Raw genomic sequence first — 22,610 nt, 5'->3', positions numbered from 1 at the left:
CCGCACGGGCTCCTAAGCGCGCGGCTTGGCGCGCGCGGTCTTTGCGGTCGCCGGGCGTTTTGCTGCCGGTCGCTTCGTTGCTGGTTTCTTCGCCGCAGCCTGCTTTGCAGCTGGACGCTTTGCCGGAGCCTTCTTGGCAGCCGGTTTGTTCGCAGCCGCTTTCTTTGCCGGAGGTTGTTTCGCCGCAGCGTTCTTCGCCGCCGCCCGCTTTGCCGCCGGTGGCCGCGCAACCGTTGGCCCGGCCTTCTCCTGCACCTCACCTTGCGACTTCGACCGCAAGACTTCCTCACAAGCTTGCGCGGTGTACTGCGCCAGCTTGCCGATGTCAGGGACCGACTCCGGCATGCCCAGGAATCCAAGCTGCAAACGCTCGCCCAGCGACACCGCGGTGACGTTGAGCAACTGCCCCGCGGGCACGACCGAGATCGGCAGCACCATCTCCACCGGCGCGCCCATCAGGTAGCGCTGTTCCGCCAGTCCGAAGGGGTTGGAGACCATCAGGTTGCTGACGGACAGGCCGCCCTTCAGGCCGGCGCGTTCAACCAGCGCGGGCAGGCCATGCACGAGCGTGGTGTAGAGCATGACCGTGTCGGTGGATTCCTTTTCGATGACGCTCTTGACGCTCGCGGTCTCCTTTCGGATGGCTGCAAGGCGCTTGTCGGTGTCCAGCCCCGGCGCACCCATTGGAAACTGCAGCACCGCGATCTGGTTGCCGCCCTTGGCGCCGGCCAGCGCAACAGGCATCGCCGTGACCAGCGCACGCGACGGACGCTGGCCCAGGTCGTGCAGATAGCGCGCCAGCGCAATGTCCAAGCTCAGCAATATCACGTCATTGAGGGTGGCACCGTGCGCCTTGCCGAAGGCCTTCATCTCTCGCAGCGGCAGCGTCGTGCAGGCAAAGGAGCGCTTCGACGACGAACGTCCGCGCAACACCTTCGGGATCCCGGTGAAGGGCAGCGACAGCCCCTTCGACCCCACGCCGAGCGCCTTCAGGCCTTGCTGCGCCAGCATGCCGTACAGACCCATAACCGACACGGTGCTTCCGCCGGCCTTGCTGAGCAGGCCTGCGAGCCGCTGGCCGACGGAGGCCCGCACAGCGCTTTCGTTGGCACGCCGTGGCACGCCTTCCCACATAGCGCGCACGGGCGAATCTGTCGGAGAAGTCGCCAGCCAGTTCGCGATGGTCTCCACGAAACCTCGGCCGTCGATGATGCCGTGGTGCGTCGTGGCATAGATCGCCACCTTGCCGCCTTCCAGCCCGTCGAAGATGTACAGGTTCCACAGCAGGCGCGACCGGTCCAGGACCGCTTCGTGCCGCTCGCACACCTCGGCAAAGAGCTGTTCGTGGCTGCCGGGTGGCTCCAGCGAGATCCGGTGCACGTGTTGCGCTATGTCGGCGCCGGGATCGGGTTCCAGCGAAGGCATGCCGAGCAGCGGCATGCGCAGCCGGTAGTTGAAGGGAATGCCCGGCGCTCGCGCAAGCATCTGTTCCCGAAGCCTGTCGGCAAAACCTGCCCGTTCGCGCTCAGGTGGATCGAGGACGACCAGCGGCCCGATGTTGAAAGGGCGCTCGGGCGTTTCGAGCAAGAACATGGCGAGGTCGATGACCGACAGGGCTGGCATGGAGGCGACTCCTTGGATCCTTGGAATCAGGCGGGCATGACCTCGCCGGGAAACGCGAACTCAGGCCGGCGCCTGAAGCTTCGCCTTGGTCCAGCGCTTGAGCGCCTCGCGGGCGCCATTCTTTGCCGGGTCCATCATCTCGTCATGATTGGCGCGCTTGGCGCACAGCTCGATCACATAGCCGTTGGGATCGCGGAAGTAGATCGAATCGATGATGCCGTGGTCCGACGGCCCGCGGCACTCCATGCCTTGTTCGCGGGCCTTGGCCATCATCGGCTGCAGGACTTCGGGGCCGACTTCGAGCGCGATGTGCAGGTCGAAGTCGTGCTGCGCCTTGAACTCGAAGGGCATGTCGTCGACTTCGAAGAACGCCAGGTGCGAGCCGTCGTCCAGCCGGTAAAAGGTGTGCAGCGCGTGCGTCTCGCGGCCGGTCTTGGTCTGGCCCAGTTCCATCGTGGTGACCAGCGGAAGGCCGAGAAAGTCTTCGTAGAACTTGCGCGTCTCCTCCGAGTCGCGGCAGCGGTAGGCGTTGTGGTGAAGTTTGCGGATCATGGCGATGGCTCCTTGGCTTGACGGCTTGCCTGTCGGGCGGCTCAGACGGACACCATCTGCTTGCCCTTGAGCGAAGCGGCATAGCCGTCGATGACGGAATACACCTGCGGCCAGCTCTTGAGCGACTTCATGCGGCCCAGCCAGGCCTTGACGTTGGGGTACGCGCCAAGGTCGCTGCCGATGACTTCGGTCAGGTGCACATACGACACCGCGTGGTAGTCCGCGATGGTGATGGCGTCGCCGCACAGGTAGTTGTTGCCCGGGCCGAGCACGTTCTCGTCCAGCACCTTCAGCCAGCCTTGCGCGCGTTCGCGGCCGCGCTCCAGCGTGGCGGCCTGCGCCTCGTCGCTGCGGCGCTTGTGGGTGTCGAAGATCTGCGGATAGACCAGGCCGTAGACCAGGTCGATGCACAACTGCGTGTTGACCCAGTCCATGCGCTCGTTGACCCGGGCGCGCTTTTGCAAGTCCCTGGGGTAGGCCGGCGAATCGATCTTGTCGGCCAGGTACTTCAGGATGGCCGAGTTCTCGGTGAGCACGAAGTCGCCGTCTTCCAGCGTGGGGATCAGCTTGTTCGGGTTCAGGCCGGTGTAGGGCGGCTTCACGTGTTCGCCGGTGAAGATGTCGACCACGGTCATTTCCAGCGGAATTCCGCTTTCGGCGGCGAACAGCATGATGGGCCGGCTGGTCGTGGAGATCGGGTGGTAGTGGAGCTTCATGGCGACTTGTCCCCTCGTGTTGTGAAGAAATCGGCACGGACAGGCGCAACGATAGGCGCAAGTGTTGTCAGAGTCCATGCTTGGCGCCGAAACTTCAGCCTGTAAGAAAAGTCCGGTCCGGGCCGGCCTTGGTGCCAGAATCAGGCGCAAAACGGGCCTGGCCAAGGCCCATCAAAACACGAGGAGACAAGACTCGATGCAATCGGCTTTCAGACGTTGCTGGAATCGCGCCCCGCGGGCGCGGGTCGTCTCAAGACATGCGCGCTGAGCAGTCCATGCAAACCCGGTCCAACGCATTTTTCAGGTTCGTCGCGGCGCTTGGCCTGGCTGCGGTCCTGGTGTCTGTCTGGTGGTGGCGCGCCCAGGACGAGAGCGTGGCGGGCGCGCTGTACTCCGCCAGCACCTCGCAGGCAGAACTGGCGAAACTCATCGGCGAGAGCCGCGTTCAGTCCGATGCGGCAGCGCTGCTGATGAAGCGCAAGGCCGAAGTGATTTCACTGGCAATGGAGTTCCGCCAGGCCAACCGGGTGGCCGAAGCCAATCGCGTGCTCGACACGCTCCCATCCCTCACCACGCAACTCAACGATCATCTGCAGCACGCGGTAGAGGCCCAGGTGCAGGCCAGCCTCAAGCGGGTCGAGGCAGACCGGCTGGACGCCCATGCCGCGGTCGAGCGCCGGTTTGCGGAAAAGCACGAGCGGCTGTCCATCGCCGGCCTTTGCATCGGCATTCTCCTGCTGGCGCTCGGCTGTTTTGGCTGGGGTCGGGACAGGCGCGGGGAAGTCATCGCATTGCAGTCGCTGCCGCAGGGCAAATGATGCGGCCCCGTTGGCCTCGCCAATGTGCGGGGGCGCTCACTCCTCGTCGCGTTGATGGTGCTGTCCCATCAGCGTTTGCTGCACCGCCGGCGGCACGGCTTCGTAGTGCGACAGTTCCATGGTGTAGCGCCCCTGGCCGCTGGTGAGTGCGTTCAGGCGCGACTGGTAGCCTGACAGTTCCGCCAGCGGCACCTGCCCGCGGATCAGCACCGTTCCCACCGCGCCGTTGGAGGTGCCGGTGACCAGCCCGCGCCGGCCCGACAGGTCACCCGTGACGTCGCCGACGGCCCGGTCGGGCGTGGCGATGTCGATGTTCACCACAGGCTCCAGCACGATGGGCCGCGCCGCCTGGATGGCCGCGATGAAAGCCTTGCGGCCGGCCGTGGCAAAGGCGATGTCCTTGCTGTCCACGCTGTGGTGCTTGCCGTCGTAGACGATTACTTTCACGTCGACAACCGGGTAGCCCGCGATGGCGCCTCGCTCCAGCACTTCGCGAACACCCTTTTCCACCGCCGGGATGAACTGGCCCGGAATCGTGCCGCCGCGCACTTCGTCGGCAAACTGGAAGCCTGCACCGCGCGCCAGCGGCTCGATGCGCAGGTACACCTCGCCGAACTGGCCGGCGCCGCCGCTTTGCTTCTTGTGGCGGTGGTGGCCCTCGGCCGGCGCCGTCACGGTCTCGCGGTAGGCGATGCGCGGCGGGCGGGTGTTGACCTCGAACTTGTAGACCTCGCGCAGCCGCTCCAGCAGCACGCGCAGGTGCAACTCGCCCAAGCCGTAGATGATGGTTTCGTTGGTGACGACCGCGTGCTCCAGCCGCAGGCAGGGGTCTTCGTCGACCAGCTTGCCCAGGATTTCCCACATGCGCTGCTCGTCGCCATGGCGCTTGGGCTCGATGGCCAGCCCGTGCACAGGCACCGGGAAATCCAGCGGTACAAGGTGCACGTGGTCGTCTTCGGCCGCGTCGTGCAGCACCGCGTCGAAATCGATTTCGTCGACCTTGGCCACCGCCACGATGTCGCCCGGCAGCGCGCGCGGCACTTCCACATGGTCCTTGCCCTGCAGCATGAACAGGTGGCCCACCTTGAAGGGCTTGCGCCCGTCGCCGATGTAGAGTTGGCTGTCGCGCGTGAGCGTGCCTTGGTGCACCCGAAAGATGCCCATCTTGCCGACGTAGGGGTCGACCGTGACCTTGAACACATGCGCCAGCACGTGCAGCGACGGATCGGGCGAGACCGGCATCGGCTTGGCTTCAGCGCCTTCGCCGACGAGAAAGTCCGGCGGGTTGCCCTCGGTCGGGTCGGGCAGCAGCTTGACGATGATGTCCAGCAACTCGTCCACGCCGGCGCCGCTGCGCGAGGACACGAAACACACGGGAATCAGGTGGCCTTCGCGCAGCGCCTGCTCGAGCGGCGCGTGTAGTTCGCTTGGGTCGACGTCGCCTTCCTCGAGGTAGCGATCGACAAAGGCCGCATCGACCTCGACCACCTGCTCGACCAGCGCGCGATGCGCCGCTTCCACCGGGCCGAAGTCGGACTGGCCATGGCGGTTGAAGAAGCAGTCGACCACCTTCCTGTCCATTGCGTTCGGCAGGTTCAGCGGCAGGCATTCGCGCCCGAAGGTGGACTGGATGTCCGCCAGCAAGCCCTGCAGCGAGATGCCCTGCGAGTCGATCTTGTTGACGATGATCATGCGCGCGAGGTGCCGCGAGGCCGCGTACTCCATCATGCGCACGGCCATGGGCTCGATGCCGATGGCGGCGTTGATGACCACCGCCGCGGTTTCCACCGCTTCCAGCGCCGGCAGGCTCTGGCCGAGGAAGTCGGGACCGCCGGGTGTGTCGATGAAGTGGATGCGCGTGCCCCCGTGCGTCAGGTGCATCACGGCGGAATTGAGCGAGTGCTGCATGCGCCGCTCGATGGGGTCATGGTCGCTGACGGTGCTGCCGCGTTCCACGTTGCCCGCGGCACCAATGGCGCCGGCGCGTTGCAGAAGCAACTCCGCGAGGGTGGTTTTTCCGCTGGCGGACGCGCCGACAAGGGCGAGTGTGCGCACTTTTTCGATGTCGGCCGCAAGGCCGGTCGATCGGCTTGGCATGGGTCGTCTCCTTCCGCCCTTGGCGCCGGGCGGTGCTGGATGTCACAACGGGGCGACTGCCGACCTGTTCTGCTTCAAGGACACGGAAACGCGGTGGTGGGCTTCACTCCGGCTCGGCAAATTGTCGGACTGGCGGTCTTCTTATGCAAGAACGATGCGTTGGCGGCCGGAAATCGCGCCCTTTTCGAGGGGCTGGCGGTCAACGAAGGGGCGCCGCACGGCGTCAGGAGGTGTCCGCCACGGCGTAGATCAACGCGCCGCCCTGCAGCAATTCCACCACCCTGTCCCGGTCGGCGGCGCTGAAAACCATGCAGCCATCGCTCCTGCCGGTGCGCCCGTACAGGGCGACGAAGTCCGGCTCGACGTACCACTGAGCGTGGATGACGACCGCGCGCTTGTAGGCGTTGCGGTTCGTCGGCGACAAGCCCTGGAGCCGCATCGACCGGCCATTGCCTTCGATCTGGCTCATGTAGACCTCGTCGGTCCTGAAGAGGCCCAGGCTGCTCGAATTGCTGTCGACCTCGTCCACGAAGACCGTCGGCACGCCGTCGTTGTCATCGGGCTCGGAGCCGATGCCATGGGCCACCAGGAAGCTGTGCACCACGTCACCGGTTTCGCGCTCGATGATGTGGAAGCGCGGCTGGCTGGAATGGGCGGAGTAGTCCAGCACCGCGGCGTACGGCTCGTCGGAGGGTTGCGCGAGCACGTAGGCGATGGCCGGTGCCAGCGAGTCTGGCGACGTTGGTGCGGCGGATTGCGCAAGGGCCGGCGCCGCGCCCGACATGCCAAGGGCGAGCGAAAAGGCGGGCAGGCATTGAAGCAGGTTGCGTCTTTTCATTGGCAACTTCCCCACGAAGACCTGCGCGAAATGATGCCTCAGGTCGTGCGCGAAGGCATCTTTTCCATCACCTTGTCCAGGGTGATCGGGTAGTCGCGCACCCGCACGCCGGTGGCGTTGTAGATGGCATTGGCCACCGCGTTGCCCACTCAATTCGGTACAGAACAAAAAAAAGGGGGCACGTGGCCCCCGATGCCGACGCAGGCTTCTTTACTGGATGGCCTGCACCTTCGCCAACTCGGTGCGATAGACCTGCACCAGCGTCGGGTCATACGAAGCCGCGAACTTGTCCGCCACCGGCTTCGTGAGGTCACGCATCTTCGTCAGCGTGGCCTGCGGCACGTCGTTGATGAGCATGCCCTTGGCCTCGAGTTCCTTGCGCGCGCCCGACGATGCGTCGCGGCTCAGTTTGCGCTGGTAGGCACCGGCTTCTGTGACTGCGTCCTGGATGATCTTCTGGTCGGCTGGCGACATCTTGTCCCAGACTTTCTTGCTGATGACCACCGGGTTGGCGGTGTACACGTGGTTGGTCACGCTCATGTACTTTTGCACTTCATAGAACTTGCTGGTGAGCACTACGCTGAAGGGGTTCTCCTGCGCGTCCATGGCCTTGGACTCCAGCGCGCCATACAACTCGGGGAAGGGCATCGGCACGGGGTTGGTGCCCAGCGCGCTGAAGCTCTCGATGAAGAGCGGATTCGGAATGACCCGCAGCTTCAGGCCCTTCAGGTCCTCGACGTTGACGATAGGCTTCTTGCTGTTGGTGAAGTTGCGAAAGCCCGTTTCCCAGAAGCCCAGGCCGACCAGGCCCTTTTCGGGCAGCTTGGCCATCAGCGCCTGGCCGAAAGGGCTGGCCACCAGGGCATCGACCTGCTCGGCCTTGCTGAAGGAGAAGGGCACGTCGAAGAGCGTGAACTCCTTGACCACCGCACCCATCACGGTGGCTGACGGCAGCGTCATGTCCTGCACGCCGCCCTGCACGGCGCTCAACTGTTGCTGCTCGCCGCCAACCGAGCCGCCGCCCAGTTCCTGCACCTTCATGCGGCCGCCGCTCTTGGCGGCAACGATCTCGGCGAGCTTCTGCGTGGCCAGCGAGATCGGGTGGCCCGCCTGCACGACGTGGCCGAAGCGGATGGTTTGCTCCTGGGCCTGCGCCGTGACGCCGGCACAGGCTGCAACGAGCGCTGCGAGGGTGAAGAGGCTGCGGAATTTCAAGGGATGTCTCCTGTCTGCGCGAAAGAGGCCGGTGAGGCCGTTGTTGAAATGGTTGCCAGGTCGTCTACTGCATGTCAGCGGGTATGGCCGAGTACGACAGCGAATACATGCCGCTGATGGCGCCCTGCGCGGCGCCGAGATCGACAAGCGACTGTGGCGACAGTGCCGCTTCGGCCAACGCGTCGAGCGCCGCGGCGTCGTAGCCCAGGGCCACCAGGACCCAGTCGGCCACCTGGTCGCCGCCACGAATCTTTTGCTCGGTGGTCTGTGCAATGGGCGGCGCTTCGTGTCGGAGCAGATGTGCGCCGGTGAGGCCGGGGCGCAGGGGCAGCGAGCCGACCAGCGTGCGCAGCGATGTCCGCAACTGCTCGTCCCGACCTGGCGCGGGAGACAGGCGCACCGTCAATGCCTGGCGCGCCACTGCGCCGCCACGTGACTCCAGCACGCGCGACTGGCATCGCACCATGTTGCGGTGGTGCGGCATCATTTTTGTGGACCACGGGCTGGGCGCGTTGAGGCTCGACAGGTAGCCGGGGGAGGAGAGAACCTCGTAGCCATCCAGTTCGTACATCACGAAGATGCCCTCGCCGCCGGTCGCGCTGGTCCAGCGGGAACTGCGCCTGAAACCGGGAATGGCAAGGCGCTCGGGAAAGTGCTCGTGCGAATGCCAGTCCTCGAACTCCGCGCGCATTTCCGGCGCCATGTCCCACCACATGGCGAGTGCCGCATTTCCAGGTAATGACATCCGTTGGTCCAAATCGCCTGCTGTTGAATGGGCCGGATGATGTCAGAAAGTTGAATGGCATTCAACTTTTCTATATCATTCAAATTTTGAATGATTACAGCTGAAAAGGCACCATGAGCGGCGCACTCGAGAAATCGCTGGACATCCTCGAATACCTGACGGACTACCCTGACGGCGTGGCGCTGGTGCAGATCGCCACGGACCTGAACCAGTTGCGCAGCGGCTGCCATCGCGCGCTGCAGGAACTCATCCGCTATGGCTATGTGCGGCAGATGCCGCAGCGCGGCGACTACGCGCTCACCACCAAGATGGCGTCGATGGGCTTGAGCTTCCTGAGCAAGTCGGGCGTGCTCGACATTGCGCAGCCCGTGATCGACAGGCTCGCCAAGGCCACTGGCGAACTGGTGCGACTGGCCATCGTGGATGGCGACCGGCTCACCCTCGTCGCCAAGGCGCAAGGTGCCAAATCGGGCTTGCTGTACGACCCTGACATGGGCATCGACCTGCGGCTGTCGTGCAGCGCGGCAGGGCAGGCCTGGCTCATGACCTTGCCGGAAGACGTGGCCATCGAATACGTATCGCGGCAGGGCATCGGCGAGCCGAAGGATTTCGGACCCAACGCGCCCACGAGCATGAAGGCCTTGCTGAAGATTCTGGACGAGCATCGCAAGCGGCGCTTCAGCATCATCCAGGACGCGTATGCACCGGGCATGAGTTCCATGGCCGCACCCATCCAGCGTGTGAACGAGCAGACGACGGGCGTGGTCGTCATCGCGGGACCGTCGGCACGGCTGACGATGAAGCGCATGCTCCAGTTCGGGCCCGCGTTGCTGTCTGCGGCGCAGGAGTTGACGGTGTCAGGCAATTCGTCTGCGCTTCTGAAGTCCGCGAACGTGGGGACGTGGGGCAACGTGGCGCTGAAGCGGCGCGCCGCGAAGGTCGGGCGTTAGTGTCGCGAATTGGCAGTTCGTTGAACAAGGAAATCTGTCGAAATCGATGTCAGGCAAGGCGCAAAGCACAGCCATGCCGAGCGCATGGCGAGCATTTGCAACGCCGCATGGCGTCGATTCTCGGCAGATTTGTTCAACGAACTGCCAATTCGGGACACTAACCAAACATCGCCTCAGGCAATCCCTTCACCCCCACGTCCACCGCCAGCAAGGCGCCGGCGAGCGGTTCATTCGCAAGCACTTCCGGCGCGATCATCTTCGTGGCCGTGGTGACGTAGAGGGTGCTCAGGTCCGGCCCGCCGAAGCACACGCAAGTCGGGTTGGTCACGGGCAGTTCGATGACACGGTCGACCTTGCCCGCGGGTGTGTAGCGAATCACGCGATGCCCTGCGAAGACCGCGTTCCACAGACATCCTTCGCTGTCCACCACGGCGCCGTCTGGACGGCCTTTTTCCTGCGCGTAGTCGGCGAACACGCGGCGGTTCGACAGCACGCCATCGTCAGGATCCAGGTCGAAAGCCCAGATCTTGAAGCGCCGCGTGTCCGACATGTAGAGCGTGCGGTCATCCGGCGACGTGGTCACCGAGTTGGTCACGATGATGTCGTCGAACAGCCATTGCACCGATCCGGAAGCCTCCACGCGGTAGAAGCTGCCCAGCGGCTTTTCAATGGCCGCGTCCATCGTGCCGATCCACAGGCGGCCGCGGTGATCGCAGCGGCCGTCGTTCAGGCGTGTCCCCTTGTCGGCGGCCTCCACATCGACGATGTGCTTCAGCGCGGAGGTCGAAGGGTCGAAGCGATGCAGGCTGTTGTCGAGCGCCACGACGAATCCGCCCTGGCGATGCAAGGCAAGGCTTCCGAGGAATGTGCTGTGGTCGAAGCGATGCACGTCGTGCTGGCCGGTGCGCTCGTCGAAGGACTGCAGCTTCGGGCGTTCGATGTCGATCCACCAGATCTTTTCCGTGTGCGGGCACCACAGGGGCGTCTCGCCCAACTGGTCTTTGGCATGGACGACGACACGGACGTTGTGGGGCATCCGGGAATTCTGGCAGCAGATGAACAATGCAACGACATCCTGGGTGCGAAGGTCGCATTCCGCGGAAATCAAGGGGGTGAAAGGCCTACCCAATCCGGTAGATGCCTTTTTTGGCGGGCATTCGATAGAGTGGCGCACGCCGATGCCGCGCCGATCGAATTCGTCATTCCTTCGGCGTCTCTTGCCGTGCTCTCGGGGACACGGGTCGGCGCCACTCCTTTCTGCTCAGGCTCCCGAGCCCTGTCCACAGCCGTCAAGGAGTCCTGCATGACCCAGTCCACGTTGTTTTGGAGCCGGCGAACGCGCCTTGCCTCCGCACTTCTGGCAGCCGCCGCAATCACCGCTGGCACATCGCTTTTCAGCCCCGCCTTCGGGCAGGCGGCAACCGACAAACTCGGCAAGGTGCATTTCGACACCTCCTGCACCCCAAAAGCCCAGCTCATATTCGACCGCGCGATGCTCTACCAGCACTCGTTCTGGTACCGCGCCTCGAAGAACGACTTCGAGGAAGTTGCCAAGGCAGACCCTGACTGCGGCATGGCCTATTGGGGCATCGCACTGAGCTTGCTGTGGAATCCGCATATCGCGCCGCCGGCAAAGAATCTCGCCGAAGGCGCTGCTGCATTGGAGAAGGGCAAGGCCGTCGGCGCAAAGACCCAGCGCGAACGCGACTACATCGACGCGCTGGGCGCCATGTACGCCGACTACGAAAAAGTCGATCACCGCACACGCGTGCTGGCCTACACCAAGGCAATGGAGCAACTGGCGCTGCGCTATCCGGACGACGATGAGGCGCAGATCTACTACGCGCTCGCCCTCAACGTCTCGGCGCCGCCCACCGACAAGACCTACGCCAACCAGCTCAAGGGCGCGGACATCCTGGAGAAGATCGCCAGGCGCCAGCCGCAGCACCCCGGCGTGGCGCACTACCTGATCCATCTCTACGATTCCCCGGCGCTTGCCGACAAGGGCCTCGATGCGGCGCGGCGTTATTCGGCCATTGCCCCGGCGGCGGCGCATGCGCAGCACATGCCTTCGCATGTCTTCACGCGCGTGGGCTACTGGAAGGAGTCGATTGCCTCCAACGCGGAATCGTCGCGCGTTGCCGCGCTGGGCAAGGAGGGCAATGACCAGTTGCATGCGATGGATTACCTGGTCTACGCCAATCTGCAACTGGGCCAGGACGCCAGGGCCAAGGGCGTCATCGACGAGATGGTCATGGTCACCGGCTTTGCCGAGACGTCCCCCGCCGGACCGTACGCGCTGGCGGCGTCGCCAGCACGCTACGCGGTCGAGCGCGGCGACTGGAAAGAGGCGGCTGCTTTGCCCGTTCGGCCCAGCTCTCTGCCCTATGTTCAGGCCATCACATACTTTGCGCGGGCGCTGGGCGCCGCGCGTACGGGCGACACGGCGGCCGCCAACGCCGACATCGCCAAGCTGGCTGAACTTCGCGACAAGCTGCGCGAAGCCAAGGATGCCTACTGGTCGCAGCAGGTCGAGATCCAGCGCCAGGTGGCGACCGCTTGGGTTCTGTACGCCGACGGCAAGACCGACGACGCGCTCAAGGCCATGAGCGCCGCGGCCGATGCCGAGGACGCCACGGAGAAGCACCCGGTCACACCCGGCGTTCTGAAGCCCGCGCGTGAACTCTACGGCGTCATGCTGCTGGACCAGGGCAAGTCCGGCGAGGCGCTCATCGCATTCGAGGCGACGCTCAAAAAGGAGCCGAACCGGCTCGGCGCCACCGTGGGTGCGGCCAAGGCGGCGGAAAAGAGCGGCGATGCGAAGACGGCCCGCCTGTATTTCGACAAGGTCATCGTGATCGCCGATGGCGCTGACAAGGGGCGCGACGATGTCGCCGACGCGCGCCGGTTCGTTGCCAACCATCCCTGATGCCGCAATGACATTGCGCTTGTTGCTGGCTGCCGCGATCGCCGCAACCGCGACGCAGTCCGGCGCGGCTGCGCCGGTGCAGCTTGTGGGCTACTCCGGCGTGTTCGGCGAATGGGAGTGGACGGGGATCGCGCAGGAAAAAACCACCGGTCGCTCCAGGGAGTACGCGGCCCCGCTGACGCTGGTCCACGTCGGCGTCTGCACCCAGGACGGACCGGAGACGAAGACCGGCGAGATTCGCTTTCAGCTCTCGCGCTTTCCGTCGGAGATGAAGGCCACCATCTCGCTCGATGGCGTCGAATGCACGTTCAACGGCCGGCTGTCCGATCGCTACACCGGCTCCATGACCTGCCCCGATCGACCGGCGGTGCCGCTGAGCATCTGGGTGAAGTAGCTGGCATCACCGATCCGGCACACGCCCCCAGGCCTGGATGAAGAGGGACGAAATCACTACCGTCGCGGGGTCTTCCAGGTGGTGGCGCAAGGCGGCGGTCAGCGCATCGAGTTCTTCGGGCGCCGCCAGTGCGCTGTCGACGAGGCGGCTGCGCGCGTTCTCGACGAACTCAAGAAGCAGCATCCGCCGCGAATGCTCCCGCTGATAGGCATGCACGATGGGGTTCACGCCGACATCCGCGAGCCCGGCCTCGCGCAGCATGCGCGGCAACTTGAGGCCGATGGAGCGGTCGATGCCGTTCATCTGCGCGTAGGCATCCAGAAGCTCCACCAGCCGGGTTTGTGCAGCATGCGGCGGCTCGCAACGCTGGAAGGTGGTGTCCGCTTCGTGCAGCGCCACGAATCCACCCGGGCGCACCAGGCGCACCATCTCCGTCACGATTTGCATGGGCTGCGGCACATTGACCAGCACGAGCCGCGCGGTCGCCAGGTCGAACGCGCCGGCAGTCAGCGGTGTGGCGCGGGCATCCACGCCCAGGACTTCGACGTTGCCCAAGTGAGTGTCGGCCACGAAGCGCCGCGCCGTTTCGGCCTGCTCTGCGCTGAGCTCGACGCCGACCACGTGGCCCGTTGAACCGACGCGCTCGGACAGCAGGCCCAGGCAACCGCGCGGGCCGCAGCCGATCTCCACGACGCGCCAGCCTTCGCCCACGCCGATGCGGTCGAAGATCCATTGCGATTCGTGCGCGAGTTCCCGCGCCTGGCGTTCAAGGCGCTCTTGCTCCGCTTGCCGATAACCGAGCAGGTACGGGTCTGATTCATTCATTTCGCGTCTCCGCATGCGGCGGCGGCTTGGCTGTCGCAGGGAGCCACTATGCGCCTGTCACCCATGCGCCACAAGGGTGTGGCCGGGCGGCGTGTTGACCGACAATCCCGCCATGGAAGATCCAATCCTGACGCCGGAAGAGCGCGAGGCCATCAACAAGGGGCGCTGGTTCAATACGCTGTCGCCATCGCTTCGGCACGACATTTTCCGAAGCGCGTATGTCAGGCGCTTCAACGACGACGAACTCATCGCGGCGCGAGGCGACATTCCTGAAGAGTGGTTTGCGTGCGCCAAGGGTGCCGTGCGCGCGAGTTCGACCACGGTGGCGGGCAAGCTGGTCACGCTGACCTACCTGGAGCCCGGCAGCTGGTTCGGCGACGTCGAGATGTTCGATGGCGACCGGCGCCCGCACGACACCTTCGCCCACGGCAGCACGACCATCCTTTGCGTGGCGCGGGCTGACTTCAAGAAGATCCTGGCAACCCACGTGGAGTTGTACGAAGCGCTGCTGCGCCTGCAGTCCCGGCGCCTGCGGCAGTTGTTCGGGCTGGTGGAAGACCTGAACACGCTGCCCATGCGCGCGCGCCTCGCCAAGCAACTGATTCACCTGGTGCGCAGCTACGGCATTCCGAACCTGGAGGACGGCAGCCAGATGCGCATCGGGCTGCATCTGGCGCAGGAAGAGCTGGCGCAACTGTTGGGTGCCTCGCGCCAGCGCGTCAACCAGGAACTGAAAGCGATGGAGCGCGACGGCGTGCTGCGCATCGACCCCGGTGGGCTGGTCGTGCTCGATCGCTGGGGGCTGATGCGCGTCTCGGCCGATCAGTAGTCGTCAACCCTCGCGTGCGCCCCCGGCGCTGAGCTCGGCCCAGTCGAGTTCCTGGATCAGCACGCGGTAGGCGTCGTCGCCGATGACGTCGTCGCGTCGAAGTTCAAAGGCGCGCTGGCGTGCCACCGCGATGGCGCGGCGACGCAATGGGCCGCCGGGCACGTCGTCGACGTGCGCGTCCGGCGCATGACTGGAATTCAGTTCCACCACTGCGCCGTATTCCTTGCGCAGCAGCTTGGCCTGGAGCGTGTCGTCGTCCCGGATGGCATCGAGCAGCGTGCTGTACGCGTGCGTGCGGCCCAGGCGAATCTCGCGGCCGACGGGATCGTCATCGGTGAGACCGAAAGCGCGGATCAACGGCGCCATCGTCAGGCCCTGCAACACCAGCGTGCCGAGCACCACCGAGAAGGCGCACAGCAGGATGAGGTCGCGGTACGGAAAGGGCGTGCCGTCGGCCAGCGTCTCGGGAATGGCAAAGGCCGCGGCCAGCGTGACGATGCCGCGCATGCCCGCCCACGACAACACGACGGCGCCGCCCAGCGTCGGCCGCGGACGAGCGGGATCGCCCGACGCAACGGCCCGCCGGTACTTGCCGGCCGAATAGACCATCACCCACGCAAAGCGCGCTGCAATCGTCACGCCCAGCACCGCCGCGGCGGTCCACAGCGCATCTACCTGTCCGCCTGTGGCCTGCAGCCGCGTCCAGATCGGCCGCAGTTGCAGGCCGATCAGCACGAAGGCGAAGGCGTTGAGCACGAAGACGACCGTTTCCCAAACAGCGAAGATCGGCACGCGCATGCGCGCCGGCATGCGTGGCCCGCTTTGCCGCGCGACGGTCATGGCGTAGGTGACGAGCGTGAGGATGCCCGACAGCCCGATGGCTTCCGCCGCGATCCACACCGCAAAGGTGAGGGCGAATTGCACGATCAGCGCAATGGGCACCTCGCGGATGCCACCCAGCAGCGGCCGCAGCACATACGCGATGCCCACGCCGGCCGCGAGGCTGCCGAACACCGTCAGCAGGAACACGGGCGCAAAGCTGCCGAAGCCGAGATGCCCGGCCACCATCGCCATGATGGCCAGGCGATAGACGAGCAGGGCGCTCGCGTCGTTCAAGAGGCTTTCGCCTTCGAGGATCTTGAGCAGCTTGTGCGGCAGCTTCACCTGCCGCATCACGGCGGTGGCTGCGGCGGCATCGGGCGGCGCGACGATGGCGCCCAGGGCAATGGCCACCGGCCAGGGCATGCCGGGCACCAGCCAGCGCGCAGCAAGGGCGACCGCCAGCACGGTGGTGCCCACGGCTGCAATGACGAGCCCGGCCACCGGCCGCCAGTTGAGCCGAAGGTCGCGCAGCGACGTGTCGTAGGCGGCGTCCACCAACACGGGCGCGACGAAGAGCGTCAGCGCCAGGTGCGGATCAAGCGTCCATTGGGGGCTTTGGGGCACGAATGCGAGCGCGGTGCCGCCCAGCGCGAGGAAGGTCGGGTAGGGCGCGCCGACCTTGCGGGCGAGGGCGGCAAGCACGGCCGCGCCCAGAAGCAACGCGATGATCCATTCGAAGGTGGCCATGGGGGCGTAGTGTGCTTGGTCCGGTGTGCTCGTCCACGAATAACCGCGCAGCTATTGCGAGCCACTGGCCTTCGGCGCATCGAGTCGATAGATGACGTGCTCGCGCGTATCGGCGGGGTGGTCGGGCTCGAGCTCGCCGGTGGCCACTGCGCGAAAGCCGGCGCGTTCGAGCGCGCGATTCGATGCCGCGTTGTGGGCGTGCGTCGGCACGAGGATGCACGACGTCCCGGGGTCCGCGCGCCAGGTCGCGCTGGCGAATGCGCCAAGCATCGCCGTGCCGAGGCCGCGGTGCAATTGACCCGGCGGGCCGATGAAGTAGTCGATGCTGCTGGCGTACTCCGGTATTTCGATCACGCTCGCCAGTTCGGAAACGTAGTGCGGATAAGCCGCGAGTCGATAGCGCTGGATGAATCCGAGCGGTGCGTTGTCCGCCGTTGCGATGAACACTGCCGCGGGCTCGGTGCCGTCGATGCAGGCACCGTAGTCGCGTTCGAGCGCGGCCGGTGAGGGATCGTCCGCCCACCAGCGCGCGACATGTGGCTGGCGCAGCCAGAGGCCGAGCAGCGCAAAGTCGCTGCGCGCGAGCGGGCGGAAGGCGAGCGTGGGCATTCAGCCCGACGGTAGCGCAGCTACGCGGTTTTCGGACGAGCTCGCAACTGTTTCCTCACCGGCGCTCAGGGCGCACCACTTTCAGGTGGTACGTGATGTCCTGCAAGCCGCCTTCGGAACATCCCGAAGCGATCCAGTGAATGGTGTGGACGCCCGGTGACAGGGGACGCACGAACAGGTAGTAGCCTTGCTCGGCGGCCGGGGTCAACAGGGCGCCAGCGTCAAGGTCGAACAGGTTGCCCGCCGGAAGCAGCGCATTGAACAGCGCAGAGCGACTGCCCGACGCGCCGGTGAAGAAGCGGCCTGGATGGGGCACCTTCTGGCCATCGATCGTTGCTTCTTCGATCCGGACGTTGGTGCATCTGGCATGGCTGCGCACAAAGCGCTCGGTCTTTTCTTCGGGAGGATCTTCGGGGAACGGAGCCCACACCACGTTGATGAGTGGGAAGAACAAGGACCTGCCGGCAGGGATGGTGCAGCTTCGCACCACAGAATCCGGACTGCCCGCGCCGGCCAGGAACCAGACCTTGTCGACCTGATTCATGGCGCAGTTTTCACCGGTCACATCGGACAGGGGATTGCTCGCTTTTGGAACAGACAGCAACCATTGCCACCACTGGACGGCCCACCGGCCGTAGCTTTGTCCTCCTGGCATGGAATCGATCGACGCCACATGCGGTGACGGTCCGTCCGGATCGGCCCACTGCGCGTCGGATGGTGGCGTCGGCAGTTCGTCGGGCGAGAGGCCGTTGCCCGGCACGCCGCATCGGCCACTCCCACCGCAGTGGTCGCGGGCTTGGGCAGCAGGCAGCAAGCCGGCAAGGACGATGAAGCCTCCCAGCAGCCAGGATGTTGTTGTTCTCATGCTTGCTCTCCTCGTGAGCTTGCGTTTGTCGGGCCTGGTTCAGGTATAGGCGCTCAGCGGCTTTTGTGTGGCCTTTTGAGTTACTGATCGTGTTCGCGGGTTTGCACCATCATGGTGTCTGCCCATTTGCTGTCGTAGGGCTCCAATGGAAAAAGAGCCGGACGCATGCGACCGGGAAGGTCACGCCTCTTTGCGTGGAAGCTGCGCGCGCCGATGTGCAGCGGCGATCAGCCGCGACTGACCTCGATGCTGTACAGCCCCCACGGACACAGCGCGAATCGCTCCTTGACGGGCTTGTCCCTGAACGCGGCAAGCGTGTCGGCCTCGTAGATGGCCCACTGCGGGCCCAGGCCCCCGAGCGTGAGCGGCGCACCGTCCATTTCGGTGGCGACGATCATGCGGTAGCTGCGTGCGTCTGCGAGCTTCAAAGGGACGACATAGCCATCGACTGCGCGAAGGCCGAGCATGGCATCGCCCGTCACGCCGACCGATTCGAGCACGCTGGTGAGCAAGGGACCGGCGAGCGCGTGGACCTTGTTGTCGTATTCCAGCGTCGGCTTGATGCGAACGACGGGCAGGCGATGCAAGGCTTCGGCATCGATGACGAAGGCCTTGTCGAACTTGACGCCGTGCTTGACCATCAACTGGTCGAGCGCCGGGTCCACAGGGCCGCGGTTGGACTTGCCGATGGCGCCGCTGACCGTGAGCAGGCCGGGGCCGTGGCGCGGCGGATCTGCGGCCATTGCACGGCTGGCGGGGAACAGGCCGGCGAGGGCGGCGGTGCCGAGGAAATGGCGCTTGTTCATCATCGACGGATTGTGGGTCGCGGGGTGGGGGGCGTCTACCGTGTCGCTGTAACGGTCGGTGCAAGCTCTTCGCCCTCACGGCGAGCCCACCGGACGGCCCATCGAGGTCTACGGGATGACCATGGCGGTCATTCGCGATGGCCAGATCCAGGAGGCCTGGAACTGCCAGGCAGCGACCGCCCAGGCTGCTAGTCGATCGTCGTCTCCACGAGGAACTGACCGCGCCCAATGCTGCGGAACGTGGAAGTGAACGACTTGCCCGCGTAGGGCGCTGCAGGGCCTGTTGCAAGCTTGTAGACGCCCTTGACCGAGCCGGAATAACCCGTCACCTTGCCATCGGCCATGGTCAGGGTGTTCTTGCCTTCGGTAATGACGTAGACCAACGACATCCCTGGCTTGCGATTGACGCCGTTGCCTGCGATCAGCACGGAGCTGCCCTTGTCGGATTCCCAGATGTTCTGGCCTGTCATGATGCCGCCCTCGAATGGGCCGTCCATGCTTTGACAGCTGTACGGGGCCACTGTGAAGCCATGGCCGTCGCGGTCGCCAAGGGGCTCTGGCGGGGCAAAGCCCACGGCTTGACACGTCGCTTTGAACGCGACTGGCGCCTGCGCGATGGCGCTCGCGGACAGTGTGGTCGAGACGATGAAGGCTGCCACAGCGGACAGTCGAACTGCGTGGTTCATGATTACCGCTCCTTCTCTTGAGTAGGCCGCATGAACGCTGCGCTTCCACGCGGCCTCAAACTTCTGATCGAGCCTGATTCCGCAGCGGCTGAATATCATCCGCTTGTGTTGTGGTGCGCTCAAGCAGAAATTCCGGGTGTCACGCTGGTGTGACTACGCCGCGCCGTGATGGATCTGGCTACGATCTCGCCATCTGCTCTTGCTGGCTGTTGCGTGAGTCGAAAAATATGCCAATGAAGAAATCAATTCCTGCCGAGAGTCCGGAGGCCTATGTCGCGTCTCTCGCCGGTTGGCAGCAGCGCCAGGTGGATGCCCTTCGCTCAACCGTGACCAGCACGGCGCCGCTGCAGGAAGTCATCAAGTGGGGCCACCTCGTGTACTTCTCGAACGGGCCTGCCCTTCTCATTCGCGCGGAGGACAGTCGTGTGCTCTTCGGCTTTTGGCGCGGCAAGCGGTTGCGCGGCATCGAGCCTCGCCTGAAGCCCGGCGGAAAGTACGAGATGGCAACACTCGAACTCGTGGAGACGACCCCGCTGGAGCGATCAACCGTTGTCGCATTGGTGCGTGAAGCCGTCGCGCTCAATGCGTCGCTTGGCAATCCGACTGCGCAAGCGCAAAGCGCCACGGCCGGTGCTTGATGCCCATCAACGGAAGAGGCCAGAACCATGCTTCGCGGTAGTTGCCTTTGCGGCGGTGTTCGCTACGAAATCTCCGGCGCGCTGACGGGCGCGCTCAACTGCCACTGCTCGATGTGCCGCAAGGCGCAGGGCGCTGCCTTTCGCAGCCGCGCCCGCGTCAAGGCCGCCGATTTCAGGTGGGTGCAAGGCGAGGACCTCGTGACATGGTATGAGTCGTCGCCCGGCAACCACCGGGGCTTTTGCCGCGTCTGCGGATCGCCGCTCCTCAGCCGCTTCGACCACGACACGTCGGCGCATGGCCTGCCACTGGGCGCGCTCGACGACGACCCGCATGTGAAGCCCGGGCTTCATCTCTACGTTGCAGACAAGGCGCCGTGGTTCGACATCACGGATGAACTGCCCCAGTTTCCGGGAAAGTGGGAGAAGAGGGAGAAGCCGTAGCGCAACGCATCCAGGAGTGTCCCATGAAGCGAGCCCTTCAACTGATCGTCATCGTCCTGAGCCTGTTGCCGCTCACGGTCGGCATGCTGGGGCTGGTTCGGGGCGTTGAGTTCTACATTCCACTGGAGGTTGCCAATCCGAACCTCGATAGCCAGTTCCGCTTCATGTCCGGATGGGACGTCGGGCTGGCCATGATCGTGTGGTGGATCGTGCCGCAGATCGGGCGGCAGACGGCGCTGTTCAGGATCGTGTGCGCCGCCGTGTTCCTGGGTGGCCTGGGCCGCCTCGCAGCCTGGCATGTCACGGGCGCACCGGCCCTCGCAGTCGCGCTGGTGGCGCTCATCGAATTGCTGATTCCCGCGCTCATTCCATGGCAGGCTTACGTCGCGCGCCATGAGTTCGCGCCGCCATGAAGACGGGGGGCCGTCAACGGCCCTTCGCAAGTGCCTGCCGCGCCAGCAACGCGAATGGGGGCGATGCAATGCGCGCATCAGCCGCGGTCGCGCGCACTGCGTTCAGCTCTTCCTCGAGGTCTTCGCAAAGAACTGCGTCGGCTTGTGCTCGACCTCATCGCTGTTGCATTTCGGACAGCGCAAATGGGCGGTCTCATGCTCCGCAACGTGTTCGACGTGTTCGAAAACCTCGCCGCATTTCGCGCAGCGATATTGGTAGGTTGGCATGGCGCTTCCTCATCCTGATTGGCAGGAGGCACAGGCCCATTTGAGGAGGCCCGCGACCGCCGGAGCAAGGGGCCCCATGCTAGGACGATGCCGCCTGCTTGGAAACCCCTCTCAGGCCAGGTGGATATCCCCGTCGAACTTGACCTTCAGGCCCAATTCCGGGATCTCCAGCGTCATGGTGGCCACCACCTGCTGCGTGCCCGGCGGGGCCTTGGCGACCGCATGCTCGATTTCCCGTTGGGAACTGACACCGACCACCTTCAGGAACTTGCGAATGCTGATGTTGAGTGCTTCTTCGTTCATGTGATTTCCTTGTCCGGCGATTGCCGGGATGTACGCAGTCTTGCCTTCAGCGCCAGCGTCGTCAATCGGTCTGCTTCCGGCCATACTTGTGGGCAAGGGCCGCATCCATGAACCGCGAAGCGCAAGACCAGATCGATCACCTTGCCACACTGGCCAGCCGCGAGGCCGTCGAGTGGGAAGGGCGGCAGGTGACTTGGCGGCGCTTTGGCAGCGGCGGTCGGCCGCTGGTCATGCTGCATGGCGGCCACGGCAACTGGATGCATTGGTCGCGCAACGTCGAAGCGCTCGGCGTCGACCGTGCCGTGTGGGTTCCGGACATGCCGGGCTATGGGGATTCCGACGACGCGGAGTTTGCGGGTTCACTGGCCGCAGTCGTGCGCCCGACGATGTCGACGCTGGATCGACTCGTCGGCGAGGGATCGCCCGTCGACCTCGCTGGATTTTCATTTGGCGGCTTGGTGGCGGCGTTCATCGCCGCAAGGCGCCCGGCCGTGGAGCGGCTGGCCTTGCTGGGGCCGGCGGGCCATGCAGGGCATCGTCGCCCGCGCGGCACATTGCGAAGCTGGAAACAGGCGGCGGAAGCCGGCGATGCCGCCGCACTCGACGCGATCATGCGGCACAACCTCTCGGTGCACATGCTCCACATGGAAGCCGACGACATCGATGCGCTGGCCGTGCGCATCCACACCGATGCGTGCCTGCACACGCGCTTTCGAAGCCGGGACATCTCGCAATCAGGTGGCCTGTTCGAAGCGCTGGCGCGACGGTCGGCGCCGACCTTGTTGCTGTGGGGTGAGCACGACGTCACCGCCGATCCGCCAGCATTGGTGAAAACCGTGGCCGACAAGGTACCGCACCAAGCCCAGGCGCGAATCGTGGAAGGGGCGGGGCACTGGGTTCAGTACGAGCGTGCGGACGTCGTCAACAAGATCCTGTCCGACTGGTTCAGTTGAGAGGACTTCGATCAGGTCCCTGCGAGGCCGCGCGCCACGGCTCGGGACTCGTCAACTAACCCAGGACGTCATTCACCTGCTCATTGAACTCCGCCTGGCTCAGCGCCGTGCCCAGTTCCCTCGGCAAGGCATCGCGGACCGAAAACACGCCGAGGATCTTCGTTCCCGCGACCAGCGGAATGTGGCGGAAGCCGCGTTCCAGCATCAGCAGGACCGCATCCGACACCAGCGTTTCCGGCGGCACGCAAATGGGATTGGGCGTCATCACGTCGCGCGCGGCGGTGCGCTCGGGGTCGAGCCCCTTGGCCAGCACGCGCGTCATCAGGTCGCGCTCGGTGAGGATGCCCAGCAGGGTTTCCGGCGGTTCCATGATGAGCACGCTGCCGCAGTTGGCGCGCGTCATCACGCAGGCGGCGTCGCGCACGCTGGCCTGCGGGCCCAGGCTGACCACGTGCGCGCGCGAGATGGACTGGAAGACGGTTCGTTCGGACATGCTCCCCCTCCAATGAAAGACGAATGTTGCAGTCTT

Annotated in this window: 27 protein-coding genes; 10 read left to right on the top strand and 17 right to left on the bottom strand. The window is 65.1% G+C overall.

Annotation, left to right across the window (positions count from 1 at the left end; genetic code table 11):
- Nucleotides 1-12: 12 nt before the first annotated feature.
- The 3 genes from QTI66_RS35120 to QTI66_RS35110 are packed head-to-tail and all read right to left on the bottom strand — an operon-like array spanning nt 13 to nt 2,891.
- Nucleotides 13-1,623 (bottom strand): wax ester/triacylglycerol synthase domain-containing protein, encoded by a 1,611-nt coding sequence (locus QTI66_RS35120; RefSeq protein WP_286565000.1) that lies wholly within the window; start codon nt 1,621-1,623, stop codon nt 13-15.
- Between the two features lie 60 nt (nt 1,624-1,683).
- Nucleotides 1,684-2,175: a VOC family protein gene (locus QTI66_RS35115; protein ID WP_286564999.1), complete on the bottom strand. Its 492-nt coding sequence runs from the start codon at nt 2,173-2,175 to the stop codon at nt 1,684-1,686.
- A gap of 41 nt (nt 2,176-2,216) precedes the next feature.
- Nucleotides 2,217-2,891: a glutathione S-transferase family protein gene (locus QTI66_RS35110; RefSeq protein ID WP_286564998.1), complete on the bottom strand. Its 675-nt coding sequence runs from the start codon at nt 2,889-2,891 to the stop codon at nt 2,217-2,219.
- A 257-nt stretch (nt 2,892-3,148) separates the two neighbouring features.
- On the opposite strand from QTI66_RS35110, the gene QTI66_RS35105 reads away from it, so the two are divergent.
- Nucleotides 3,149-3,709: a hypothetical protein gene (locus QTI66_RS35105; RefSeq protein WP_286564997.1), complete on the top strand. Its 561-nt coding sequence runs from the start codon at nt 3,149-3,151 to the stop codon at nt 3,707-3,709.
- A gap of 36 nt (nt 3,710-3,745) precedes the next feature.
- Here the strand turns inward: QTI66_RS35105 and fusA are convergent, their stop codons facing one another.
- The 4 genes from fusA to QTI66_RS35085 all read right to left on the bottom strand — a co-directional run bounded on the left by fusA (nt 3,746) and on the right by QTI66_RS35085 (nt 8,604).
- Nucleotides 3,746-5,806 carry an elongation factor G gene (gene fusA / locus QTI66_RS35100; protein WP_286564996.1) on the bottom strand — a complete coding sequence of 687 codons (2,061 nt, stop codon included), beginning with the start codon at nt 5,804-5,806 and terminating at the stop codon, nt 3,746-3,748.
- A gap of 223 nt (nt 5,807-6,029) precedes the next feature.
- Complete coding sequence (locus QTI66_RS35095) at nt 6,030-6,644, bottom strand: murein L,D-transpeptidase catalytic domain-containing protein (RefSeq protein WP_286564995.1); 615 nt, start codon at nt 6,642-6,644, stop codon at nt 6,030-6,032.
- A 210-nt stretch (nt 6,645-6,854) separates the two neighbouring features.
- Nucleotides 6,855-7,859 carry a TRAP transporter substrate-binding protein gene (locus tag QTI66_RS35090; protein ID WP_286564994.1) on the bottom strand — a complete coding sequence of 335 codons (1,005 nt, stop codon included), beginning with the start codon at nt 7,857-7,859 and terminating at the stop codon, nt 6,855-6,857.
- Nucleotides 7,860-7,923: 64 nt separating this feature from the next.
- Complete coding sequence (locus QTI66_RS35085) at nt 7,924-8,604, bottom strand: hypothetical protein (RefSeq protein ID WP_286564993.1); 681 nt, start codon at nt 8,602-8,604, stop codon at nt 7,924-7,926.
- Between the two features lie 113 nt (nt 8,605-8,717).
- Between QTI66_RS35085 and QTI66_RS35080 the strand changes: the two genes are divergently transcribed.
- The gene (locus QTI66_RS35080; protein ID WP_286564992.1) at nt 8,718-9,554 is read left to right on the top strand and encodes an IclR family transcriptional regulator; all 837 of its coding nucleotides are present in this window, start codon (nt 8,718-8,720) and stop codon (nt 9,552-9,554) included.
- A 157-nt stretch (nt 9,555-9,711) separates the two neighbouring features.
- Here the strand turns inward: QTI66_RS35080 and QTI66_RS35075 are convergent, their stop codons facing one another.
- Nucleotides 9,712-10,590 carry an SMP-30/gluconolactonase/LRE family protein gene (locus QTI66_RS35075; protein WP_286564991.1) on the bottom strand — a complete coding sequence of 293 codons (879 nt, stop codon included), beginning with the start codon at nt 10,588-10,590 and terminating at the stop codon, nt 9,712-9,714.
- Nucleotides 10,591-10,857: 267 nt separating this feature from the next.
- Here QTI66_RS35075 and QTI66_RS35070 point away from each other — a divergent pair, with 267 nt between their 5' ends.
- Together QTI66_RS35070 and QTI66_RS35065 are read left to right on the top strand one after the other, a co-directional pair.
- Entirely contained in the window at nt 10,858-12,483 is a 1,626-nt protein-coding gene (locus QTI66_RS35070; protein ID WP_286564990.1) for a tetratricopeptide repeat protein, read from the top strand.
- Between the two features lie 7 nt (nt 12,484-12,490).
- Nucleotides 12,491-12,877 (top strand): hypothetical protein, encoded by a 387-nt coding sequence (locus tag QTI66_RS35065; RefSeq protein WP_286564989.1) that lies wholly within the window; start codon nt 12,491-12,493, stop codon nt 12,875-12,877.
- 6 nt (nt 12,878-12,883) lie between these two features.
- Here the strand turns inward: QTI66_RS35065 and QTI66_RS35060 are convergent, their stop codons facing one another.
- Entirely contained in the window at nt 12,884-13,702 is an 819-nt protein-coding gene (locus QTI66_RS35060) for a methyltransferase domain-containing protein (protein ID WP_286564988.1), read from the bottom strand.
- A gap of 112 nt (nt 13,703-13,814) precedes the next feature.
- On the opposite strand from QTI66_RS35060, the gene QTI66_RS35055 reads away from it, so the two are divergent.
- A complete protein-coding gene (locus QTI66_RS35055) occupies nt 13,815-14,531 on the top strand; it encodes a Crp/Fnr family transcriptional regulator (protein ID WP_286564987.1) in 717 nt (238 codons plus the stop codon).
- A gap of 3 nt (nt 14,532-14,534) precedes the next feature.
- Here QTI66_RS35055 and QTI66_RS35050 read toward each other — a convergent pair whose 3' ends face one another.
- From QTI66_RS35050 to QTI66_RS35030, 5 genes are all read right to left on the bottom strand, one after another.
- A complete protein-coding gene (locus QTI66_RS35050; protein WP_286564986.1) occupies nt 14,535-16,100 on the bottom strand; it encodes a cation:proton antiporter in 1,566 nt (521 codons plus the stop codon).
- A 51-nt stretch (nt 16,101-16,151) separates the two neighbouring features.
- A complete protein-coding gene (locus QTI66_RS35045; protein ID WP_286564985.1) occupies nt 16,152-16,709 on the bottom strand; it encodes a GNAT family N-acetyltransferase in 558 nt (185 codons plus the stop codon).
- Nucleotides 16,710-16,764: 55 nt separating this feature from the next.
- A complete protein-coding gene (locus QTI66_RS35040; protein ID WP_286564984.1) occupies nt 16,765-17,574 on the bottom strand; it encodes a hypothetical protein in 810 nt (269 codons plus the stop codon).
- A gap of 227 nt (nt 17,575-17,801) precedes the next feature.
- On the bottom strand, nt 17,802-18,380 hold the full coding sequence (locus tag QTI66_RS35035) for a putative pterin-binding protein (RefSeq protein WP_286565018.1): 579 nt from the start codon (nt 18,378-18,380) through the stop codon (nt 17,802-17,804).
- Between the two features lie 188 nt (nt 18,381-18,568).
- The gene (locus QTI66_RS35030) at nt 18,569-19,066 is read right to left on the bottom strand and encodes a hypothetical protein (RefSeq protein WP_286564983.1); all 498 of its coding nucleotides are present in this window, start codon (nt 19,064-19,066) and stop codon (nt 18,569-18,571) included.
- A 30-nt stretch (nt 19,067-19,096) separates the two neighbouring features.
- Here QTI66_RS35030 and QTI66_RS35025 point away from each other — a divergent pair, with 30 nt between their 5' ends.
- From QTI66_RS35025 to QTI66_RS35010, 4 genes are all read left to right on the top strand, one after another.
- A complete protein-coding gene (locus tag QTI66_RS35025; protein WP_286564982.1) occupies nt 19,097-19,219 on the top strand; it encodes a hypothetical protein in 123 nt (40 codons plus the stop codon).
- Between the two features lie 80 nt (nt 19,220-19,299).
- Complete coding sequence (locus QTI66_RS35020; protein WP_286564981.1) at nt 19,300-19,704, top strand: DUF1801 domain-containing protein; 405 nt, start codon at nt 19,300-19,302, stop codon at nt 19,702-19,704.
- Between the two features lie 27 nt (nt 19,705-19,731).
- Nucleotides 19,732-20,145, top strand: coding sequence for a GFA family protein (locus tag QTI66_RS35015; RefSeq protein WP_286564980.1), 414 nt, complete (start codon nt 19,732-19,734; stop codon nt 20,143-20,145).
- A 23-nt stretch (nt 20,146-20,168) separates the two neighbouring features.
- Nucleotides 20,169-20,558: a DUF4345 domain-containing protein gene (locus tag QTI66_RS35010; protein ID WP_286564979.1), complete on the top strand. Its 390-nt coding sequence runs from the start codon at nt 20,169-20,171 to the stop codon at nt 20,556-20,558.
- Nucleotides 20,559-20,660: 102 nt separating this feature from the next.
- On the opposite strand, the gene QTI66_RS35005 is transcribed toward QTI66_RS35010, so the two are convergent.
- Both QTI66_RS35005 and QTI66_RS35000 read right to left on the bottom strand, forming a co-directional pair.
- Complete coding sequence (locus QTI66_RS35005; RefSeq protein WP_286564978.1) at nt 20,661-20,825, bottom strand: FmdB family zinc ribbon protein; 165 nt, start codon at nt 20,823-20,825, stop codon at nt 20,661-20,663.
- A gap of 111 nt (nt 20,826-20,936) precedes the next feature.
- Nucleotides 20,937-21,128: a DUF6494 family protein gene (locus QTI66_RS35000; RefSeq protein WP_286564977.1), complete on the bottom strand. Its 192-nt coding sequence runs from the start codon at nt 21,126-21,128 to the stop codon at nt 20,937-20,939.
- Between the two features lie 107 nt (nt 21,129-21,235).
- Here QTI66_RS35000 and QTI66_RS34995 point away from each other — a divergent pair, with 107 nt between their 5' ends.
- The gene (locus QTI66_RS34995) at nt 21,236-22,081 is read left to right on the top strand and encodes an alpha/beta fold hydrolase (protein WP_286564976.1); all 846 of its coding nucleotides are present in this window, start codon (nt 21,236-21,238) and stop codon (nt 22,079-22,081) included.
- Between the two features lie 55 nt (nt 22,082-22,136).
- Here QTI66_RS34995 and QTI66_RS34990 read toward each other — a convergent pair whose 3' ends face one another.
- Nucleotides 22,137-22,574: a CBS domain-containing protein gene (locus tag QTI66_RS34990; RefSeq protein ID WP_286564975.1), complete on the bottom strand. Its 438-nt coding sequence runs from the start codon at nt 22,572-22,574 to the stop codon at nt 22,137-22,139.
- Nucleotides 22,575-22,610 lie beyond the last annotated feature (36 nt).

It is taken from the genome of Variovorax brevis (assembly GCF_030317105.1).
Lineage (GTDB): Bacteria > Pseudomonadota > Gammaproteobacteria > Burkholderiales > Burkholderiaceae_C > Variovorax > Variovorax brevis.
Note: the sequence above shows the minus strand (reverse complement) of the source record. Positions and strands in the feature narration are given on the sequence as shown.

Excerpts from the sequence above, each read along its gene's own strand:
- QTI66_RS35120 (WP_286565000.1), bottom strand. The coding sequence starts at position 1,623 with ATGCCAGCCCTGTCGGTCATCGACCTCGCCATGTTCTTGCTCGAAACG.
- QTI66_RS35115 (WP_286564999.1), bottom strand. The coding sequence starts at position 2,175 with ATGATCCGCAAACTTCACCACAACGCCTACCGCTGCCGCGACTCGGAG.
- QTI66_RS35110 (WP_286564998.1), bottom strand. The coding sequence starts at position 2,891 with ATGAAGCTCCACTACCACCCGATCTCCACGACCAGCCGGCCCATCATG.
- QTI66_RS35105 (WP_286564997.1), top strand. The coding sequence starts at position 3,149 with ATGCGCGCTGAGCAGTCCATGCAAACCCGGTCCAACGCATTTTTCAGG.
- fusA (WP_286564996.1), bottom strand. The coding sequence starts at position 5,806 with ATGCCAAGCCGATCGACCGGCCTTGCGGCCGACATCGAAAAAGTGCGC.
- QTI66_RS35095 (WP_286564995.1), bottom strand. The coding sequence starts at position 6,644 with ATGAAAAGACGCAACCTGCTTCAATGCCTGCCCGCCTTTTCGCTCGCC.
- QTI66_RS35085 (WP_286564993.1), bottom strand. The coding sequence starts at position 8,604 with ATGTCATTACCTGGAAATGCGGCACTCGCCATGTGGTGGGACATGGCG.
- QTI66_RS35080 (WP_286564992.1), top strand. The coding sequence starts at position 8,718 with ATGAGCGGCGCACTCGAGAAATCGCTGGACATCCTCGAATACCTGACG.
- QTI66_RS35075 (WP_286564991.1), bottom strand. The coding sequence starts at position 10,590 with ATGCCCCACAACGTCCGTGTCGTCGTCCATGCCAAAGACCAGTTGGGC.
- QTI66_RS35070 (WP_286564990.1), top strand. The coding sequence starts at position 10,858 with ATGACCCAGTCCACGTTGTTTTGGAGCCGGCGAACGCGCCTTGCCTCC.
- QTI66_RS35065 (WP_286564989.1), top strand. The coding sequence starts at position 12,491 with ATGACATTGCGCTTGTTGCTGGCTGCCGCGATCGCCGCAACCGCGACG.
- QTI66_RS35060 (WP_286564988.1), bottom strand. The coding sequence starts at position 13,702 with ATGAATGAATCAGACCCGTACCTGCTCGGTTATCGGCAAGCGGAGCAA.
- QTI66_RS35055 (WP_286564987.1), top strand. The coding sequence starts at position 13,815 with ATGGAAGATCCAATCCTGACGCCGGAAGAGCGCGAGGCCATCAACAAG.
- QTI66_RS35050 (WP_286564986.1), bottom strand. The coding sequence starts at position 16,100 with ATGGCCACCTTCGAATGGATCATCGCGTTGCTTCTGGGCGCGGCCGTG.
- QTI66_RS35045 (WP_286564985.1), bottom strand. The coding sequence starts at position 16,709 with ATGCCCACGCTCGCCTTCCGCCCGCTCGCGCGCAGCGACTTTGCGCTG.
- QTI66_RS35040 (WP_286564984.1), bottom strand. The coding sequence starts at position 17,574 with ATGAGAACAACAACATCCTGGCTGCTGGGAGGCTTCATCGTCCTTGCC.
- QTI66_RS35035 (WP_286565018.1), bottom strand. The coding sequence starts at position 18,380 with ATGAACAAGCGCCATTTCCTCGGCACCGCCGCCCTCGCCGGCCTGTTC.
- QTI66_RS35030 (WP_286564983.1), bottom strand. The coding sequence starts at position 19,066 with ATGAACCACGCAGTTCGACTGTCCGCTGTGGCAGCCTTCATCGTCTCG.
- QTI66_RS35025 (WP_286564982.1), top strand. The coding sequence starts at position 19,097 with ATGAACGCTGCGCTTCCACGCGGCCTCAAACTTCTGATCGAGCCTGAT.
- QTI66_RS35020 (WP_286564981.1), top strand. The coding sequence starts at position 19,300 with ATGAAGAAATCAATTCCTGCCGAGAGTCCGGAGGCCTATGTCGCGTCT.
- QTI66_RS35015 (WP_286564980.1), top strand. The coding sequence starts at position 19,732 with ATGCTTCGCGGTAGTTGCCTTTGCGGCGGTGTTCGCTACGAAATCTCC.
- QTI66_RS35010 (WP_286564979.1), top strand. The coding sequence starts at position 20,169 with ATGAAGCGAGCCCTTCAACTGATCGTCATCGTCCTGAGCCTGTTGCCG.
- QTI66_RS35005 (WP_286564978.1), bottom strand. The coding sequence starts at position 20,825 with ATGCCAACCTACCAATATCGCTGCGCGAAATGCGGCGAGGTTTTCGAA.
- QTI66_RS35000 (WP_286564977.1), bottom strand. The coding sequence starts at position 21,128 with ATGAACGAAGAAGCACTCAACATCAGCATTCGCAAGTTCCTGAAGGTG.
- QTI66_RS34995 (WP_286564976.1), top strand. The coding sequence starts at position 21,236 with ATGAACCGCGAAGCGCAAGACCAGATCGATCACCTTGCCACACTGGCC.
- QTI66_RS34990 (WP_286564975.1), bottom strand. The coding sequence starts at position 22,574 with ATGTCCGAACGAACCGTCTTCCAGTCCATCTCGCGCGCGCACGTGGTC.